The sequence below is a fragment of the Natronolimnohabitans innermongolicus JCM 12255 genome (genome assembly GCF_000337215.1).
GTDB classification, from domain to species: Archaea; Halobacteriota; Halobacteria; order Halobacteriales; family Natrialbaceae; genus Natronolimnohabitans; species Natronolimnohabitans innermongolicus.
The window spans coordinates 150,130-168,841 of record NZ_AOHZ01000041.1 but is presented as its reverse complement, the minus strand read 5'-3'; the positions used below and the strand labels follow the sequence as shown (position 1 = coordinate 168,841).

Annotated in this window: 13 protein-coding genes, 1 tRNA gene and 2 pseudogenes; 8 read left to right on the top strand and 8 right to left on the bottom strand. The window is 58.4% G+C overall.

The features are described from left to right. Window positions 1-339: 339 nt before the first annotated feature. A pseudogene (locus C493_RS08505) lies at window positions 340-2,900 on the bottom strand (cbb3-type cytochrome c oxidase subunit I). Further along, a complete protein-coding gene (coxB, locus tag C493_RS08500; RefSeq protein WP_007259022.1) occupies window positions 2,897-3,895 on the bottom strand; it encodes a cytochrome c oxidase subunit II in 999 nt (332 codons plus the stop codon). Before coxB ends, C493_RS08505 begins: the two are co-directional and overlap by 4 nt. A 432-nt stretch (window positions 3,896-4,327) precedes the next feature. Between coxB and C493_RS08490 the strand changes: the two genes are divergently transcribed. After that, window positions 4,328-4,624 carry an amphi-Trp domain-containing protein gene (locus C493_RS08490; protein WP_049889233.1) on the top strand — a complete coding sequence of 99 codons (297 nt, stop codon included), beginning with the start codon at window positions 4,328-4,330 and terminating at the stop codon, window positions 4,622-4,624. A 38-nt stretch (window positions 4,625-4,662) separates the two neighbouring features. Here the strand turns inward: C493_RS08490 and C493_RS08485 are convergent, their stop codons facing one another. Next, entirely contained in the window at window positions 4,663-5,151 is a 489-nt protein-coding gene (locus tag C493_RS08485; RefSeq protein WP_007259020.1) for a hypothetical protein, read from the bottom strand. A 59-nt stretch (window positions 5,152-5,210) separates the two neighbouring features. Between C493_RS08485 and C493_RS08480 the strand changes: the two genes are divergently transcribed. Further along, window positions 5,211-5,846 carry an adenylate kinase gene (locus C493_RS08480; protein WP_007259019.1) on the top strand — a complete coding sequence of 212 codons (636 nt, stop codon included), beginning with the start codon at window positions 5,211-5,213 and terminating at the stop codon, window positions 5,844-5,846. Window positions 5,847-5,859: 13 nt separating this feature from the next. Here the strand turns inward: C493_RS08480 and C493_RS08475 are convergent, their stop codons facing one another. Then, complete coding sequence (locus C493_RS08475; protein ID WP_007259018.1) at window positions 5,860-7,380, bottom strand: DUF7289 family protein; 1,521 nt, start codon at window positions 7,378-7,380, stop codon at window positions 5,860-5,862. Between the two features lie 245 nt (window positions 7,381-7,625). Here C493_RS08475 and C493_RS08470 point away from each other — a divergent pair, with 245 nt between their 5' ends. The 6 genes and pseudogenes from C493_RS08470 to C493_RS24280 all read left to right on the top strand — a co-directional run. Further along, the gene (locus C493_RS08470) at window positions 7,626-11,588 is read left to right on the top strand and encodes a DUF7289 family protein (protein ID WP_449289425.1); all 3,963 of its coding nucleotides are present in this window, start codon (window positions 7,626-7,628) and stop codon (window positions 11,586-11,588) included. A gap of 244 nt (window positions 11,589-11,832) precedes the next feature. Next, window positions 11,833-12,777 carry a DUF106 domain-containing protein gene (locus C493_RS08465; RefSeq protein ID WP_007259016.1) on the top strand — a complete coding sequence of 315 codons (945 nt, stop codon included), beginning with the start codon at window positions 11,833-11,835 and terminating at the stop codon, window positions 12,775-12,777. A 239-nt stretch (window positions 12,778-13,016) separates the two neighbouring features. Then, complete coding sequence (cmk, locus tag C493_RS08460; protein ID WP_007259015.1) at window positions 13,017-13,592, top strand: (d)CMP kinase; 576 nt, start codon at window positions 13,017-13,019, stop codon at window positions 13,590-13,592. A 2-nt stretch (window positions 13,593-13,594) separates the two neighbouring features. Continuing rightward, window positions 13,595-14,515 carry an RNA-guided pseudouridylation complex pseudouridine synthase subunit Cbf5 gene (locus C493_RS08455; protein ID WP_007259014.1) on the top strand — a complete coding sequence of 307 codons (921 nt, stop codon included), beginning with the start codon at window positions 13,595-13,597 and terminating at the stop codon, window positions 14,513-14,515. 86 nt (window positions 14,516-14,601) lie between these two features. Further along, a tRNA-Pro gene (locus C493_RS08450) sits at window positions 14,602-14,672 on the top strand. Window positions 14,673-14,781: 109 nt separating this feature from the next. Further along, a pseudogene (locus tag C493_RS24280) lies at window positions 14,782-14,910 on the top strand (DUF7563 family protein); the annotation flags it as partial. Window positions 14,911-15,079: 169 nt separating this feature from the next. Here the strand turns inward: C493_RS24280 and C493_RS08445 are convergent. The 4 genes from C493_RS08445 to C493_RS22170 all read right to left on the bottom strand — a co-directional run bounded on the left by C493_RS08445 (window position 15,080) and on the right by C493_RS22170 (window position 18,703). Then, the gene (locus C493_RS08445) at window positions 15,080-15,640 is read right to left on the bottom strand and encodes a pyridoxamine 5'-phosphate oxidase family protein (protein ID WP_007259013.1); all 561 of its coding nucleotides are present in this window, start codon (window positions 15,638-15,640) and stop codon (window positions 15,080-15,082) included. 257 nt (window positions 15,641-15,897) lie between these two features. Then, window positions 15,898-16,347: a type IV pilin gene (locus C493_RS08440; RefSeq protein WP_007259012.1), complete on the bottom strand. Its 450-nt coding sequence runs from the start codon at window positions 16,345-16,347 to the stop codon at window positions 15,898-15,900. A gap of 1,034 nt (window positions 16,348-17,381) precedes the next feature. Further along, on the bottom strand, window positions 17,382-17,810 hold the full coding sequence (locus C493_RS08435; protein ID WP_058864996.1) for a type IV pilin: 429 nt from the start codon (window positions 17,808-17,810) through the stop codon (window positions 17,382-17,384). Between the two features lie 419 nt (window positions 17,811-18,229). After that, entirely contained in the window at window positions 18,230-18,703 is a 474-nt protein-coding gene (locus C493_RS22170; protein ID WP_086009959.1) for a type IV pilin, read from the bottom strand. Window positions 18,704-18,712: the final 9 nt, after the last annotated feature.

Below are 18,712 nucleotides of genomic sequence, written 5' to 3'. Positions count from 1 at the left end.
CCATGGCTGATCGAAGCGACCGATGAGGCGGTCCGAGTTGGTTCGTTCCCGACCCCGGCACCGAATCGGCAACTCGAGTCGACGACGCATTCGTCGCCACGTGACCGGGCGGACACGGCTCTCGAGAGGGGTGCAGCGAAACTCGCGAGCCGGACAGCGCTCGGTGCGACGCCAGCGTACCGAGCGCCATAGCGTCAATCTCCGCACGACGTGGCGCTGTTGGACGGTGGAGAAGTCAGTGACCACGCCCTCGCTCTGTTGACGGCGGCCGAGCCACCGCTCGAGGCGAGTGGTCGTCAGAAACGCAAACCGAGAATCGGTTGACGTAGCGGGAGACCGCTACATCAGGTAGAACAGCGGGAAGAGGAACACCCAGACGATGTCGACGAAGTGCCAGTAGAGGCCGAAGAACTCCACCGGCCGGGGATCCTCGAGGTACGCATCGACGCTCACGATCCGGTAGATCATGAAGATGGCAATGAGCAGTCCGAGGATCACGTGCAGGGCGTGCAGACCCGTGGTGACGAAGTAGATCGAGTATTCGATCCCGTTCCACCACCAGTCGCCTTCCGCGAACTTGACGCTGTACTCGTAGGCCTTGACGCTCATGAACGTCAGTCCGAGCAAGAGCGTCGCGCTCATGGCACCGAGCAGTCCCTTCTTGTTCTTGCGCTCGGCGAAGACGAGCGCGAGGATGACCGTGAAACTCGAGGTCAACAGGACGTAGGTGTTGAGCAGGCCGGGCCAGGAGGCAAACGGCACTGTCGTCCACTCGCCCCAGCCCATGTGGAGGCGCATGAAGATGAACGCCCCAATCGCGGCGCCGAAGACGACGACGTCGGAGGCCAGGAACACCCAGACACCGAACTTGGTGTTGCCGACGCCCTCGAACGGCCAGCGCTCGGCGATCGGCATCTCCGGAGCGTTGAACTTCTCGACGCCGAATTTGAACAGCGTGTAGCCGAGAATCACCAGGCCGAGTACCGTGATGATCGGATACATGATACTCGGCTCGGCAGCGTGGCCGAAGCTGGAGATGTGGTCGAGTTCGTTGATCCCGCGCTCCTCTGCGAACTCGACCATGTACGGCGTCATACCGCTCAGGCCGAGGAAGAACGTGAAGAGGCCGGCGCCGATGCCGAACGGCCAGATGCTGGCGTGGTCGGCGTGCTCTTCGTGGTCGTGTTCGGCTGCGGTCGCTTCACCGTGACCGGCAGCGACACCGCCGTCAGTTGCGGCCTTCGAGTCGTCGACGAACTCGAGGCGGCCGCTGGCGTAGGACGGTCGTCCGTCCCAGTTCTCGAGCGGTGGTGGCGACGTAATTGCCCACTCGGCGGTTCGGGAGAACTCCCAGGGGTTGTCGGGGGCGACGGGACCCTTGACCCAGCTGTGGATGAACGTCGCGAACATGATNAGAACTCCCAGGGGTTGTCGGGGGCGACGGGACCCTTGACCCAGCTGTGGATGAACGTCGCGAACATGATCAGGAACGACGCGCCGAGGATGAACGCCCCGACGGTCGCGACCTGGTGGTAGACCTCCATGCTCGAGTCGAAGTGGAAGACACGACGTGGGGTCTCCCAGGCGAGGAACATCGGGAAGTACAGCAGGTTGAACCCGACGAAGTAGACGGCGAAGTTGAGCTTGCCCAGTGTCTCGGAGTACATCTTCCCGGTGATCTTTGGCCACCAGTAGTAGAGCCCGCCGATCAGGGCTGTCACACCGGAGACCATCACGTAGTGGAAGTGGGCGACGACCCAGTAGGTGCCGCGGAACTCGTAGTCAAGGACGACGGCGCCGAGGAAGACGCCCGTGATCCCGCCCAGGATGAACAGGACGAGCGCTCCGAGGCTGAACAGGAACGGCGTGGTAAACCGCACGCGTCCCTTGACCATCGTGTAGATCAGCGCGAAGACCATCAGGTCGAACGGCAGCGAGATCCCGATGGTCGTCGCCATCATCAACGTGGTGATCTCCAGGTTGATGGTCGTCAGGAACATGTGGTGCATCCAGACGAGGAACGACTGGACGGCAACGAGGACCATCGCGATGATGACCCACTTGCGGCCAACCAGTCGGCGACCGGTAAAGGTCTGGAACGTCTCGAACATGATCCCCAGCGCGGGGAAGAAGACGATGTAAACCTCCGGATGGCCGAAGAACCAGAACAGGTGGGCCCACAACAGCCCCGACCCCTGATCGGTCATGAAGTACTGGGTCAGGAACAGCCGGTCGATCGACATCAACAGCAGTGCTGCCAGCAGCGCCGCGAAGGCAAACAGCATCATCCAGACCGTCAGCAGCCACGACCAGGTGAACATCGGCATGTTCCAGAGCCCGAGTCCCTCAGCGCGCGAGCGGTGAATGGTCGTGAGGAAGTTGACCGTCCCGAGCGTGATCGAGAAGACGAACAGCATCAGGGCGAGAACGGCCGTATTCCCACCCGTCGTCGCTTCCAGTGCAGGCGTATACGTCGGCACGTTCAGCGGGGCGTACATCGTCCAGCCACCGGAGTACGTACCCTGCTGGAAGAACGAGATCGCGATCAGGATCCCCGAGAACAGGTAGAACCAGTAACTCAGGGCGTTCAGTCGCGGGAACGCGAGGTCGTCTGCGCCGATCTGCAGCGGGACGAAGTAGTTCGCGAACCCGGATGCGATCGGCGAGAGGAACCAGAACACCATCAACAGCCCGTGGGCCGAGACGGCCTGGTTGAACTCGCTGCTCGTGAGCAGCCCAGTGCCACCAGCTTCCCAGAGGTGTGCTCGGAACAGCAACGCAAGCACACCGCCGAACAGCAGGAAGAACAGCGACGTCGCGAGATAGAGAATCCCGACGTCCTTGTGATTCGTCGTGACCAGCCAGCGCTTGACCGACGTCATCGGTGGAAGGTCACTCATTCGTCGTCACCTCCGTCGTCCTCGTCGTTGTCATCTTCGTCATCCGTTTCGTCACCGTTTGCCTCGATCGTGTACGACTCAGACGACGGGCTGGTGACGGAGAACGAGTCTTCGATCGTGTCAGTCGCCTCGTCTTCGTAGGTGACCTCCTCATCGAACGCGATCGTCAGCTCGAAGTCACCGCCCTGCTCGAGCTCTTCGTTGAGTTCGAGCGTGCCTTCCTCGTCGAAGTCGTCAGCGTCGAACGTGTACTCGGTGCCGTCCTCGACGTGGACGAGTTCGAGTTCGTCGACGGCGTCAGCAGCCGACTCTTCGTCTTCGGTTACGATTTCGATGTCGAGTGCCAGCTGGTTGTCGAGCCACTCGTCGAACTCGTCTTGTTCCATGACCTGGACGGTGCCGTCCATGGCGCTGTGGCCGTCGCCACAGAGCTCGAAGCACTCGATCGTGTGTTCTTCACCGGCTTCTTCGGCCATGAACCACGTCTCGTCATACTCACCCGGGATCGCGTCCGCTTTCACGCGTAAGTCTGAGATCCCGAAGGAGTGCCAGACGTCGCCGCCGGTCACCTCAATTGCAACCGGATGATCGGCAGGCACGGTCATCGTGTTGATCGATTCGACGCCGTTTTCGTACTCGAAGTACCAGGCGAACTGGTTCCCGAGTACGTCGATTTCGATCGGATCCTCCTCGAACTCATCGCTCGGGTCCTCAACGTAGAGGAGCATCCCGTACGTCCAGATGATCAGCGAGATGACGATGATCGCGCTGATGCCGAACGATAAGAACAGCTTCTTTCCACCCTTTCCTCCAGTCGGTAACTCCCCGAGCGTGGGCAGCGAATCGTCGGTTTTCAAGTCGCCGTTATCGCGATACTTGTACGCGTTGTACAAGGTGTATGCGATTACGACGACACCGACGAGCGTACCGAGTCCAAGAAACACCAGGAAGATGCTCTCGAATACGTCGATACGCGTGTCTGCCTGCAGCGGCATCGGGGTCGTAAGTACGCTGTAAATTGTATTCACCTCGTTTGAATACCGCTTATATGTCGGAGGATGATGGCCCGGGGCACTTATCTATTTGGAAACCGGCCCGACGGAACTGTCTCGTCGTCCGCCAGTACGGCGGATATTACCGGTCCCAGATATGCGTCTGCCATCTCCTCTCAGTCCCTCAACACGCGGTTAGCGTCGAGCGACTTTTTTCTATCGTTGTCTCTCGAAAATCGTGTTCGTCTGCACACAGATTCACACTCGATTCCACCGTCGAAGCGAACGTGTTCGGATCGAAAACCAACATCGAGCGTTGGTGATCGAACTCCCACCATCCGACGGGTTGCGTATTGTTCGCGCGCGCCGCAGTTCCAGTCACCTCCGACGTCGACCCGGCGGAACTCTCTATACCGTTCAACCCGAAGATCAACTATGCCTGAAGAAGTACTCTTCAAGTTCGAACGGCAGATGGACCGAAGCGAGATCGCCGACTACCTTCGAACCGTGGCGGATAGCCTCGAGTCCGGTGGCTCGATCAATCTCGAAGCAGGCGGCGAGTCCGTCACGATGTCGCCACCTGCTCGCCCCACGTTCGAAATCAAAGCCGAGCGGGAAACCTCGAGTTCGGCGCCCGACGGTCCGGGCGAACTCGGACTCGAGTTCGAACTCGAGTGGGACGAAGGCGCTGCTGACGACGGCGACGGGGACGGAAGCCTCACTATCGAGTAACGCGGTCGGCCCGTTCGATACCACCGGCGGTCGTCGAATCAGAGTTCGACGACCCAGACGCGAACGTCGTCCGAGAGTTCGTAGACGCGCAGGAATATTGCGTCGAGACACTGTGCAATTCGGTTGGGATCCGCTTTCGCACTGATCCTGACGTTGACGCCTGCCGCGTCGTCCGGCCGATGAATTTCGTCGATTTTGAACGCCGGAAACTCGCCGAGCAGCGACTTGAGTGACTCGAGTTCCGCATCGGTGCAATCGAGGTTGATCATTCCGTCGCCGAACTGGAGCCAGGGGTCCCCCAGATCGGACGCTGCGTCGGCACCGTCGGCGGTGGCCGCGCTGTCGCCGTTTTCGGCTGCGGGGTTCGCGTTCGTGTCTTCGAGCGACGTCTCGTCAGCGGGCGCGTCGGTTGCGCTAGTATCGGCCTCGAGGGTCAGGAACGCACTTCCTCGCTCTCGATGCGCTGTAATCGCGTCGACGTAGAGCTTACGCCGCTTCGTCGGTTCGGTGGCGTCGAATCTGGTCATACCGGAACGGATGTGGTCGTTTCTTTAAGCCTTTATGTGACGGCGGTGAACGGGCGAACATGGCACAGCCACGAATTCTGATCCTGGGTGCACCCGGGGCAGGCAAGGGGACACAGAGCGCGAACATCGTCGAGGAGTTCGACGTCGACCACATCACCACGGGCGACGCACTCCGCGCGAACAAGGACATGGACATCTCCGATATGGATACGGAGTACGATACCCCGCGGGAGTACATGGACCAGGGCGAACTCGTCCCCGACGAGGTCGTCAACGCCATCGTCGACGAAGCACTTAACCAGGCCGACGGCTTCGTCCTCGACGGCTACCCACGGAACTTAGAACAGGCCGAGGAACTCGAGGGAATGACCGACCTCGACCTCGCGCTCTACCTCGACGTCAGTGAGGACGAACTCGTCCACCGACTGACGGGACGACGGATGGACCCCGAAACCGGCGAAATCTATCACGTCGAGTACAACCCACCGGAAGACGAGGAAATCGAGGCCCGCCTCGAGCAGCGCGACGACGACACCGAGGAGACGGTCAAGGAACGACTGCGGGTCTTCCGCGAGAACACCGAGCCGGTGATCGAGTTCTACGACGAGCAGGGCGACTTAGAGCGCGTCGACGGGGAGCAGGCGCCCGAGGAGGTCTGGGAAGAAGTGAAGGAAACGATTGAAGACGCCGTATAGAAGAACGAATCAGTCAGTTTTTAATTTCAATCTCGTGTTCGGCGAGATTGAGGTAGGTAAGAGGTGGTGCGGGTTCGTAGCCTTCGGGAATCAGTTCAATATTGGAATCCTCCAGACCGCTTTCGTTTATTCCGTGTGGCATATTGTTGGGAACATATATTGAATTTGCAACAATCGCCCCATCAAATTCATTAGATCCTTGAAAATTCACTTGATAGTCATTATCTCTGCTACCGTCCTGGTCCATTGGCCATCCGTCGAAATCATCGTCAGTACGATCAATATCGCTAGCAGCGTAGATCAACCCTTTAAAAGTTGGATTGCCTTGAAAATCGATACCCATCATAGATGTTCCATATATCTGTATCGTTTCTACATCTCCGCTATCACAATCGGGTTGTATTATACTATCACCGCCCATAGCGAGATTGCCTGTGCTGTAAATTCGGAGTTGATTATTGCCGTCCTCACCACAATCTGTAACGCTTATCTCTGAATCAAGTACTCTGATATCGCCATCTACTGCGAGTGTCGCATCCCCATCCGAAAGATTGAATTCAACGTCCATATCGTCGATTTCATCTGCGTAATATTCTCCTGTGGTTTTCTCATCGACATCTTGAATGTGTTGTGCTGAACCGTTCTCGAAATCAGATACCAGTTGCGTCACGGTCCCATCTAGCGGTTGGTACTGTGTTCCAGTATCAACGTCAGTAAATACGTTATTATCATCGTTGAGATTGTCGTCTGATGGAAGAGATACACCAGCGGAGAATGCGTTATCGAGATCGTCGTAGCCGAGTCTGACTTTTACGACGCCGTCCTCGTTCTCGCCGTCGAAACATGACTCCTGTAGGGTCGTGTCACCGGCTTGCGTCGTGAAGTACTCCTCCCAGCCGCGGCAGTACTCGCTCTCGATCTCGACGAAGACGTGATCGTTCTGGATGTAATTGGTCGGTTCCGGCTCGACATTCGTCTGTTTGATCTGAACATCGCCCGATCGAATCGTCTGTTCTTCCGTGAGCGTCACGACCGGGAACGAGAGCGTACTCGTCTCGTGTTCGTAGTCGAGCGGCGGTGCCGAGAGTACCTGCGTTTGTTCGCCCGTTTCGCGGAAGACGCCACCACCCTCGTAGGCGACTTTCGTTCCGTCTTCGCTCTCGTACTCGATGGTCCCGATTGAACCTTCTGCAATCGTGTTATTCTCAGTTCCGTTGTAGTTCTGAGTCCATATCTCGTACGTCGCCGAATCGTGATGAGCGATCGCGCCTCGTTCTCCAGCGTGCAGTTCCATCGATTGCGAGACGTCACCCGATGACGTCGAGGAAGTAATACTGTTGCTCAGACTGACGAAGGCCTGTTCGATCCGTTCTTGTTCAGACTGCTGTTCTGCGCTATTGATTGCATCTCCAGCGACCAACAAGATGCCCAGACTACCCGCGGCTACCATGCCGAGCAGCAGGACGATTCCCAGCAGTGTCGACTGTCCACGCTCTGACTGCCAGTACTGTCTCCTACTACTCGCCACGTTCATACACTGCTACAATACAGTCACTAACTTAATACACTCGGTCAATCAAGCAATTACTCGGGAAGTGCCCATATAGGGAGTTAGAATAATGGGCACGTGTGTGTTAATTATCGTGGAATAGTAAGTTTCTCCAACTTATTGATGAATATACGACACACATTTTGATCGTGCTCTATGGTATTGTGTTTTTGCTACAATCTGAACACAGTCAGTAAAATATATAATATCGCGTGTATAATAATGTGGAAATGAAATGGGGACGTATCAGGAATCAACGTGATTCTGGTGGGGAGCGTGGTGGACCACCCGTGCTTGGCTTCGTACTCCTTTTCGGGATGGTTATATTAGGTGCGCTCTTGGTTGCCATGGCTGCTGGACCGTTATTTGATGCGTTGGAGAGTGAAAACGAGCGTGAGCGCGGACACATGCAAATGGATCAAATCGATCACGCGTTCTCGACCGCGACACTCTCGGACGGTCCACAGTCACTCGGCGTTTCCTCGAGTGATGACGTATCTATCGTCGACGACGGATCGATCGAAGTCGAGTGGTACGATGCTGACGAAGGTGATCCATTCGATGACGTGGGAGACAGCACGTGTCAAGCAGCTGGCAAGCTTCGCGCACTCGAAATCGATCAGGGAGATCGCACGATTGTCCACCAAGGCGGTGGGATCTGGGAACGCGACGGTGATCAGACGTCGGTTGTTTCCGAGCCGCGGATCGGCTACGACGACGACTCGTTGCAGTTGCACATCATGCAACTCGACGAAGGAGAGATCAGTGGCTCGGAACTGGCGGCGGAATCCGATCATACCAAGTCGACCGAACTAACTGACGATATCAGAGCGGCAGCGGACGAGTGCAGTGACAATGAGAGCGATATCGCGTTCCGCATCGAGAGCTCCTACCACGACGCGTGGTACACGTATCTCGAGGATGCGCTCGAAGCCGACGAGAACCCCGAAGTCGCTGTTCAGCATCTCAAGGCAGACGACACGGTCGAAGTGACGATTGAAGAGGTTCGGGACGTCACGGAGTCACCGACGTTCGTTATCGAGGAAGATCTGGGCCTCATGGAGACGAACGGAAAACCGATTGAACCGGCAGTTTTGTCCGAGTCACCATCGCAGCGGTCGGCGTTCTTGATCGATGGCACGATCAGAAATACCGGTGGGGAGGACGGTGATAGTAGCGCAAACGTCACGGTCTCGATATGGGATGGTGATCCAGACGAGGTCATTGCCAGTCAGACCGTCGAGCTGTCTATCGACAGCGGTGAGAGTCGGTCGATCTCCGATTCCGGAAGCGGTGTTCGATTCTCCGCTGGCGTAGGGAACGAGCAACTCTACGACGATCTCACGCCCGGAGAAATGTATTACTACACGATTTCGGTCGACGACGAGGACGAAACCGACGAGCCGGGGTCGTTCTACTACGGGAAAGACGGGATCGAATTCGAGAGTACAGGTCCCCAGAACGGACTCGTCGAACCGACCGTCGACGAGGGAACCGCAACGATCGGTCTCGACGTGCGGAACATCGGTATCGAAGGCGGCGAACGGGACGTAACCCTGACGTTCGACGAATACCCCGATATCACCGATACTCGTTCACCGCACCTCGAGTACGGTGAAGAGGGAACGGTTGAGTGGAGCATAAACACGAGCGCACTACCGGCAGGGGAGAACGCGTTTACGCTCGAGATCGACGGCGAGGAAGTCGCTTCCGGCACGGTCGAGGGCGAAGCCAGCAGCGACGACGGCGCGTTCGTCGTCGTCGAAGACGAGGGGGTCGACGATTCGACCGTCGAACGAGAGCAAGTCGTCCGAAACGACTCCGATACGTTCACCGTTCGAGCCGGTGTCACGAGCACGTATCCGTCCACCGAGAACGGGGACGTGACGCTCAGGATCCCAGACGCCGGTATCGAAATCAACGAGTCGATCACGCTGGGTAGCGCCGAGAACGGAACGGTCACGTTCGACGTCGCCCTCGAGAACGGCGATTTCGAACCCGGAACCGTCTACGAGTACGACGTCGTCGCAGACGGGGGCGGCCTGACCGAAACCGGGACGTTCTACGTCGGCGCGGAGGGGACGCAGTTCGACGCGGACGTCGCGCAGAACGAAACCGAGGACGGAACGGTGACGATCAGCGCCGACGCCACGAACATCGGCCTCGAGGACGTCGACGACGCGACCGCGACGCTCACACTCGACGATCTGACCGACGCGGACGGGAACGCGTTCTCGACGTCCGTCGAGGGCATTGGGGTCGATATCGGCGGCAACAGTTCGCTCGAGTGGACGCTGAATAGGACGGCGCTCCCACCGGTGGGCAACGCCGTCACGATCGAGATCGACGACGAAACGGTGTGGGAGGGGACGATCGTCGGCGAAGCGAGCGGCGACGACGAGGCGTTCGTCGTCGTCGAAGACGAGGGCGTCGACGATCCGAGCGTCGACAGGGAGCAAATCGTCCGGAACGACGGCGACCCGTTCACGGTCACCGCCGGTATCGCGAGCACGTATTCGTACGATAACGTCACGGGCGAGGCGACACTGACGATCCCCGAAGCCGGCGTCGAGATCGACGAAGCGATCACGCTCGACAGCGGTGAGCGGACGTCGGCCGCGTTCGGCGTCGATCCGGCCGAGTACGACTTCGAAGACGGGGCGGTCTACGAATACGACGTACAGGCCGAGAACAGCAGTCTGAACGAGACGGGCTCGTTCTACATCGGCCAACCGGGAAGTCACTTCGCGCTGACCGACGGGAACGCGAGCGTCGACGAGACCGTTACGATCAGTGCTAACGTCCACAACACCGGTATCGAGGACGACGAGCAACCACTCGACTTCGATCTCGAGTTCCTGGGTGACCTGCCCGACGAACTCGAGGAGGACCCCTACGAGGACGTCGAAATCGACGCCAGCGAGGTCGAGCGATCGTTCGGCGAGAACGGAACGGTCGACCTCGAGTTCAACCAGAGCGCGCTCATCGACGGCGAGTACGAGGCGACGATCGCGACTGAGGACGACGAGATAACGACGGCGTTCACTGTTACTGCAGGTGTAGACCCAGGCCGCGTTGGATTGGGTAATATCGATAATGCGACCGCTGAAATTTCGGTGCTAAGTTCACAGGTTTCCGGACTCTCCAGAAGCATTCTCGAACCCGATGATCACCAACTTGGCTCTATGACTCTCGAAGTCTTGACGGAACGCGGCGGTGAGACGTACACGGAGCACGTCTTCACCAATCCTGAGGGCGGTAACAATATCAACACGTATCCTGCCTGGCAAAATAAAGGGATGCACGTCTACAATACGACGGTCGATATTGACGAAGAGGCGACGCTAACGCTGGCATCGCGATCGTATGGATTGCCTGGAGACACTGCCGGATGTGACCTCCGCGAAGAGGTACGGAGATCGAACAGCTTCGGAACAGGTTTCCACCAATGGTGTGAGGAGTTTGACGCCACGTCGGAGGACTATCTCGTTGAACCGGTTGACGCGACCGCCGATGAGCAAGAACAGAATCTCCGGGTCCGGACCGCCGACGACAACGTACTGCCGGCGCTCCAACCGGGGAACGAAGAACAGGAGAGCGTCGACGAAATTCTCGCGGACGTATCGGACCCGGCGATCGATCGCGACAGCCTCTGGGCGGACGGTGAACTCGACCTCGAGGACAACGAGTTTATCTTCCTCTTCGAGACGACAACCGAGTGTGGCATGGCCGATTCCGACTGTACGGAAGACGACGACGATATCGACGCGCTCTGGAACAGCGCACTGGAAAACACCGGTTCCGGCGACCCGAACTTCAACGACCTCATCGTCTACGTACGAGTCGATCGAGCGGATGTAAACCCTGGGACACCGAGCATCACGATCATGCCCGGTGGCGGCGATTCGACCGACATCGACCGCGGCAGCGGCGGTGACGCCGGAACGCCGGGCGACGTCGATCCCGGCCTCGAGGGGAACGCCAGCGAGTCGACCACGCCCGAGTTCGACCACGGCACCGGGAGCGACGCCGACGCGCCGGCGACCGCCGACCCGTCCCTCGAGGGGAGCGCCACCGGCTCCGGCGCTCCCGAGATCGGGCCCGGAAGCTCGAGTCAGGACGACGGCGACGACTTGTCTGGTTCCGTCGACACCGGGATCGACCTCGATTCCGATTACATCGTCGTCGGCTGACGACGGCGACGACTTGTCTGGTTCCGTCGACACCGGGATCGACCTCGATTCCGATTACATCGTCGTCGGCTGACGACGGCGACGGCTCTGGGGACGCAGCGGTCTCCCGTTCCTCGAGAGTGGGTGAGAAGGGGCGGTCTCGTGGCGGTTTCGAACGCGACCGTCGGTATCGCTGCCCGTTCGGCCGTTCGGACCGCCATCGAAGATAAACACTTGTATACCGAACGTACCTAGCCCAACACAGATGACGCGTACAGCGGAGAAAATCAACGACCTCGTCCGAGAGGATTCCGCCATGTCGGACGCGCTCGAGGCCATTCGAGACGCGGCCGACGAGAACGGTGGCGAGGTCGAGTGGGCCCACGTCCGCGACGATCTGACGAGCGGGCAGTGGGGCCGATTGATCGAGAAAGGCGTACTAGTCGACGGCGACGAAGGGTTCCGAATCGCCGACCGCGAGGCCTACGACGAGGCACTCGACGGTGATGGGGACGTCGAGAGCTACGACACCGATGTCGATATCGACGCTGAGGAGACCAAGTGGTCTCAGTGGGACAAGATCGCCGCTGTCAGCGCACTCCTGCTCATGCCCGGGTACTGGTTCGATTCGATCCAGACAGCCGTTGGGACCACAGTGGATCTCTTCCTCGCACCACTGAACGAGGCGCTTCCCTTCTACGCAGTGATTCTTTCAGTTGCACTGCTGACGGGGCTGTACTCGGCGCTCCTGCAGGCGAACATGATGAACCCCGAGATCATGGCCAAGTACCAAGAGCGGATGAAGGCCATGCAAGAAAAACAGAAAGACGCCCGCGAACGCAAACAGGAAGCCGAGGAGCGCGGCGCCAGCGAGGCCGAAATCGAACGTCTCGACAACGAACTCGAGGATATCCGCGAGGAGCAGATGGAGGCGATGGCCGAGAACCTCGGTATGTTCAAAGAGCAGCTTCGGCCGATGGTCTGGATTATGCTGCTTACGATCCCGCTGTTCCTGTGGATCTACTGGCAAGTGCAGTCGATCGGCGTCGACGAGACCGTCGTCATGCCGCTCGTCGGAGAGACCAACTGGCAGTCGGGAGTGCTCGGACCGATGCCGGCCTGGATTATCTGGTACTTCCTCTGCTCGCTGGGCTTCTCGCAACTGATGCGCAAGTCTCTGAATATCGACATGTCGCCGGATACGGCCTGACGTCGGGCGACCGTATCCGATCGATTCTGATTCGCAAATCGACTCACAACTGATACGGATTGCTGTCCCGATGTCCCGGCGCAACCGCCGCCCGGACCGCGGTTGCGTCGGAACTGACGGACAGTAAACCGTATGAGGCGTTCGAGGTGGGCGTCTGTCTCACCGCGTCCGGTGTCGTTTCAGTCGGTGTTCGTCGAACGATTCAAAACCCATTTTACCGGCCGCCGCGCAGTTCGGATATGTTACTTACCGTCTCCGGCCCGCCGGGTAGCGGGAAGAGTACGACAGCGGAGTTACTCGCCGAGCGGTTCGACTTGGAGCACGTCAGCGGCGGTGACATCTTCCGAGAGCTCGCCGACGAGCGCGGCTACACACCCCTCGAGTTCAACAAACTCGCCGAAGAAAACGATCAGATCGACCGAGATCTCGACCGGCGACTGCGAGAAATCGCCGTCGACGGTGACGACCTGGTCCTCGAGTCTCGACTGGCCGGCTGGCTGGCCGGCGAACAGGCCGACTTCCGGTTCTGGCTCGACGCGCCGCCACGAGTCCGCGGCCACCGAATTGCCGAGCGAGAGGGCAAAGATCCGGAACGAGCAACCGAGGAGACGAAAGCCCGGGAGGCCAGCGAAGCCAAGCGTTACCAGGAGTACTACAGTATCGACATTCGCGATCTAACGATCTACGATCTCTCGGTGAACACGGCCCGGTGGGAGCCCGGCGCCGTACTGGATATGTTCGTCACCGCCGTCGAGCGCTACGACGGCGACGGCGACGAGGGGCAAGCCGCCGTCCCGACGGAGTACGACTTCTGAGGATGACCGACCACTCTCGACTCCGCGGGCCGCCCGCAGAACGACCCCCCGAGGAACTACTCACGTTCGGCGTCGTCAACCTCGACAAACCCCCTGGTCCGTCCTCCCACCAGGTTAGCGGCTGGCTCCGCGACGCCGTCGACGAGACGCTGACTGCACAGAGCACGGACGCAACGATCGAACAGGCCGCCCACGCCGGAACGCTCGACCCCAAGGTTACCGGCTGTCTTCCCGTCATGCTCGGCGAGGCCACTCGACTAGCACAGGTCTTCCTCGAGGGTTTCAAGGAGTACGTTGCCGTCCTCGAGTGTCACGCTCCGGTTCCCGCGGACGCCGAATCGGTCGTCGCCGACTTCGAGGGACCGATCTACCAGAAACCCCCGCGCAAGAGCGCGGTGTCACGACGCCTGCGCGTTCGCGAGATTTACGATCTGGACGTTCTCGAGGCGAGCGATCGGCAGCTCTTGCTTCGGATTCGCTGCGAGAGTGGCACCTACGTCCGCAAACTCTGTCACGACCTCGGCCTGGCGCTCGGAACCGGCGGCCACATGGGCCACCTGCGACGGACTGCGACGTCCCCCTTCGACGACCGCGACCTCTACTCGGCGTACGAATTCCTCGACGCGCTCGCGTTCTGGCGCGAGGACGACGACGCCGACCTACTTCGCGAGGTCGTCGATCCGGCAGAGCGAATCCTCGAGGACCTCCCGAGCGTGACGATCGCACGGAGCGCGGCCGCCGAGGTCGCCGAGGGCGCACCGGTGTACGCGCCGGGCGTCCTCGACGTCGCCGACGACGTCGCCGAGGGACAACTGGTCGCGTGCTACACGCCGAACGACGCGGCGGTGTGTCTCGGCGAGTTCGTCGGGGCTGCGGACGCTGCGGAGGGCGTCGTGGTCGACCTCGAGCGCGTGTTGGTGTAGACGCGGACTCGAGAGCTACGCGAGACCGTGTCGTGGCGCTCTCGAAACGATACCCTTAAACGGCAGACGGCCATGCATCTACATGCGGGACCGTGGGGTAGTGGTATCCTCTGCGGATGGGGTCCGTAGGACCCGAGTTCAATTCTCGGCGGTCCCACTTCGAATTCTCCAAATGTTCAACTCCTAGCCGCTCATACCTCTGAGCGTGCCGAAAATCCAATTCTCGGGTTTGAGGTAATTCCGTTTGGCGGACAGGAGATTCAGAGGTGGTCGGCGTGACGGTCGCGCCGTGGCCGTCGGCCGGCACTGATTCGACGTGCAAACACTGCGGAGCGCACGTTTCCGACCGCTTCTGTCGCGGTTACGGTGCCAACAGCGACCGCGCCCACCATTGTCCGTATTGGACACCTGCCGACACTGATCCGTGGGATCAGAGCAGGGACCATTCTTGGATCTCGGCTAGAAGGCCATCGAGAGGTCGCTCACCCGAGACGTGAGTGTCGCGGCCGAAACCACGGTCACAGTGCCGATCGGCGGTGAACTGTATACGGGCGTCCGAGACGACTAGTCGTCGGGAAGTGGAGAGCACGCCTGCATCGCCTGTCGAATGTGGTAGTCCTTCTCCGCTGGATCGTCGTCACGCAGTGCGTCCTCGAGGTGTCCAATACAGATATCGGGTAGTTCGGTCACCGTCTGCGACCGAGACTCGGGAAACCGTCGTCCGGTAACGAACTCCAGGTCGACGCGATAGAGTTCGAAGGAAAGTTCGTCGACGGAAACGTCTGGAACGACGTTCAGCGTCGGGATAGACGCGTTCTCTGCGAGTGCGCTCGTCGCCTCGAGCGTTTCGTGTTCCGGCACACGCTCGATCGGCCCTCTGGCGATAACGCTTCTCGCGGGGTTCTCGGCGAAGACGGTCACCGTCGCGACGTCGGTCGTTCCGACGAACGACATCTTGTGGCTGCCATCTCGGTTCGCGAATTGGAAGTAGATCGTTCCGTCGTCGTACGCGAACGACTCCGGAACCGCGTAGGTTTCGCTGCCGTTCGTTAACGATAGCACGCCTGTGTTCGCGTCTCGAAGAAACGCCGTCATTTCCTCGAGATCCATCTCTTCGGCAGTCATCACCGGACGTTCAGGCAGCCGTGAATATAGTGTGGCGTTCGCTTCCCGTGATCTGGAAATTCTCCGGATGGACTTACAGCCCTCGAGTTAGCAACAATCCACGACGGAGTGTGGGTGTGTACTGGACTCGAGGGGGACGATCGACAGAACCGACATCATCGACACTGGTATGTGAAAACGGCGCGGTACGTATCGTGGTGCGGACGGGACTGTGGAAATAGCGGCGAAAAGCGTTAGGATAGCGGTTCTACAGACTGTTAGTCGTCGGACTCGAATTCGTCTACGATTGCGTAGTTGTCGAGACCGAGTTCGTCTACGTCTTCTTCACCGTACACATCGGGTTCGTCACCACTGAAAGCAATCACCTGGATGGTATCGCCATCGGATATGTTGAATTCGTGTGATTCGCCAGTCGTAGTCAGCACACCTTCCTCGTCATTAACTATCCCATCGCTCTCATTACAGACGATAATCCCATCCGCGTCCGTGGTTCCCTGCAGTTCAATTTCGACCTCGTCACCAGTCTGTTCGTCGTCGATCACAGCCTGTGGATCCGGATCCTCTGGACCCATGTCCAGCACGAATGCCGCGATAACAGCCGCCAGAATAACCGTAATGGCGACCATCAGGATAATTCCGATAACGGGCGATACTGCTCGTTCGTCTTCGCTGCCGACCAGCTTGTCTCTGTATTTCGTTAGATCCATGATTGTGGTTCGTTCCGTGAACACACCTGTAAACGGTGAGAAGACGCACTGGGGCTCGTGAACGTCACCCGTGGCGCTCGAGGGGGGAGTGGACTGTTCCTCGGCGTCATCTTCTCAGCGTCGTCCGGTGCTGATCGCGATCAGTGGAGTACGACTATATATAGGTATTCGTTAGTATGAAGTTCAAACTGCCTGGGACGTCTCGGTCGATTTCAGACGTGAGAATCAGGGGGCGTGCTGTGACGTTACAACCCCGCCTTGAGGCACCGCAGTCATGCGGTTCTGTGTATTCGAGCACGGACGAGCGTTCGTCCAGATAATCCCGATGGATATTGGTATTGGTCATACAGAGGCGGTATTCGCGGGACGCGGACTCGCGCGCGCCGCCGATCGCGATGGAGACGTGCTTCGTCGTCTGTCGTGCTCAGGCTCCCGAGTTGCGTTCCAGAACGGGTCCGAACGCGACCTCGCACGATCGAGCGCGCTCGAGTTCCCCCCGTCGTGCTCGGAATCTGGTCGAGTACTTCGGTGGCGTGGACTCGGCTCAAGCACCGCACTGGGGATGCCCCACGAGTCCGTCGTTGAGAACTATGGGCACGTGAGACGGCCAGTACACTTAGGCTTCGATGGACGAATGCGTCGGGTAGCGGGGCAGGGAGTACTGTCTGTGCCGACAGCATCCGTCCGACTGCGATGTCGGATCTACCCGCGACCGATCAGTAGTTCCAACGTCACTACCTGATCGCCGATTCGCCCGTCCGCCGACACACCACTACGGATGGGGAGCACCGACGGTGCGATACCGTCGGCTTTTGTGACCGACTCATCATGGCAGTACGACGTAACGTTCTCAAAATTGTTCTCATAGTTTCTCGAGGTCGAGGGACGTAGCGACTCGAGTGTTTTCCATTGTCTGGCACTGCAGCAAAAACGCGTGAACTATAGTGGCCACTGAAAGTCACTGCACACCTGATCGCAGTACAGCGTTGCGATCAGTGTGTAAACCGTTTCAGTGGCTACTATAGGAGTTCAGGTTAGTCGAGGTCGAACTCCTCGGCGATGGTGTACTCGTCGACATCATCGAGACCTTCGATATTGTCTCCGCCTCCGCTATACGCGTAGACGGTAGCCGATTCGTTTCCACTGTGGTCAATACCTTCTGAGCCACCGGTGGTTTCTATTATACTCTCAAACTCATTACCACTACCATTGTCGACTTTAATAAGAATCCCATCGGCGTCGGTAGTCCCGCGCAGCTCGACTACCGTCGTGTCATTCTGTTCATCAACATCCACCACAGCCGTCGGCTCCGGGCCCTCTGGGCCCATATCGAGCACGAACGCTGCGATCACGGCCGCGAGGATAACCGTAATCGCGACCATGAGAATTACTCCGATAACGGGTGATACTGCCCGCTCGTCTTCGTCGCCGACCAATTTATTTCGATAGTTACGTAAATCCATATTATTGTCACGCACCCACAAGCAGGGAGAAGAATCGTTCCGAGACTGTGACGTCCCGGCTGTACTCGAGGGGGATTGGGCTGCTCCTCGGCATTGTCTTCTCACGCTCTCTGGTGCTGTTAGCTATCACTGAATGCCGACTATTTAAAATTATTTGATAGTGTACCTATTCACTCATGAACGAGTATCGAAGCAAATATCGATATCGATAATCGGACGGCTGATACAGGCTGTAGTCGCGTCATGAAATTATAGCGGTGTATCACCTCAAATATTGTATTTGATAGGATACGATATTGAACAGAGTTATGAAGGGTTTGGCAGACGAGTGAAATAGGGGATTAGCATCCAACTCGAGTACTCGATACGTTCGTCCGCTGCTAGCGGTATAACTGCGAAAAACGGAGAAGACGCCTTATTTAGCTGTCGTCTTCGAAGGTGAACTCTTCTTCGATAGCGTATGCCTCAAGATTGTCGAGATCCTCTATACTTTCCCAATCCTCGCTAGGTTCGCCCCGATATGCGTAGATCGTTATTTCGGTACTATCATTGACACCATCGGTATCATTGTCGAAGCTCATTGATGCACCAGTCGTATCCAAGATAGCATCGTCACTGGTCCCAAGAACCTCATCCTCTGAAGCGTTCCAGACGATAACCCCATCGGCATCAGTCGTCCCCTGCAACTCGACCGTCGTATCGTTGACGTTATTGTCGACGTCCACGACGGCCGTTGGATCCGGATCCTCCGGTCCCATGTCCAGTACGAACGCCGCGATGACCGCCGCCAGAATAACCGTAATGGCGACCATCAGAATCACGCCGATCACCGGACTTACCGCTCGTTCGTCCTCGCTACCGATCAGTTTCGCTCTGTATTGTGTCAAGTCCATAGTTGTCAC

Excerpts from the sequence above, each read along its gene's own strand:
- coxB (WP_007259022.1), bottom strand. The coding sequence starts at position 3,895 with ATGCCGCTGCAGGCAGACACGCGTATCGACGTATTCGAGAGCATCTTC.
- C493_RS08490 (WP_049889233.1), top strand. The coding sequence starts at position 4,328 with ATGCCTGAAGAAGTACTCTTCAAGTTCGAACGGCAGATGGACCGAAGC.
- C493_RS08485 (WP_007259020.1), bottom strand. The coding sequence starts at position 5,151 with ATGACCAGATTCGACGCCACCGAACCGACGAAGCGGCGTAAGCTCTAC.
- C493_RS08480 (WP_007259019.1), top strand. The coding sequence starts at position 5,211 with ATGGCACAGCCACGAATTCTGATCCTGGGTGCACCCGGGGCAGGCAAG.
- C493_RS08475 (WP_007259018.1), bottom strand. The coding sequence starts at position 7,380 with ATGAACGTGGCGAGTAGTAGGAGACAGTACTGGCAGTCAGAGCGTGGA.
- C493_RS08470 (WP_449289425.1), top strand. The coding sequence starts at position 7,626 with ATGAAATGGGGACGTATCAGGAATCAACGTGATTCTGGTGGGGAGCGT.
- C493_RS08465 (WP_007259016.1), top strand. The coding sequence starts at position 11,833 with ATGACGCGTACAGCGGAGAAAATCAACGACCTCGTCCGAGAGGATTCC.
- cmk (WP_007259015.1), top strand. The coding sequence starts at position 13,017 with ATGTTACTTACCGTCTCCGGCCCGCCGGGTAGCGGGAAGAGTACGACA.
- C493_RS08455 (WP_007259014.1), top strand. The coding sequence starts at position 13,595 with ATGACCGACCACTCTCGACTCCGCGGGCCGCCCGCAGAACGACCCCCC.
- C493_RS08445 (WP_007259013.1), bottom strand. The coding sequence starts at position 15,640 with ATGACTGCCGAAGAGATGGATCTCGAGGAAATGACGGCGTTTCTTCGA.
- C493_RS08440 (WP_007259012.1), bottom strand. The coding sequence starts at position 16,347 with ATGGATCTAACGAAATACAGAGACAAGCTGGTCGGCAGCGAAGACGAA.
- C493_RS08435 (WP_058864996.1), bottom strand. The coding sequence starts at position 17,810 with ATGGATTTACGTAACTATCGAAATAAATTGGTCGGCGACGAAGACGAG.
- C493_RS22170 (WP_086009959.1), bottom strand. The coding sequence starts at position 18,703 with ATGGACTTGACACAATACAGAGCGAAACTGATCGGTAGCGAGGACGAA.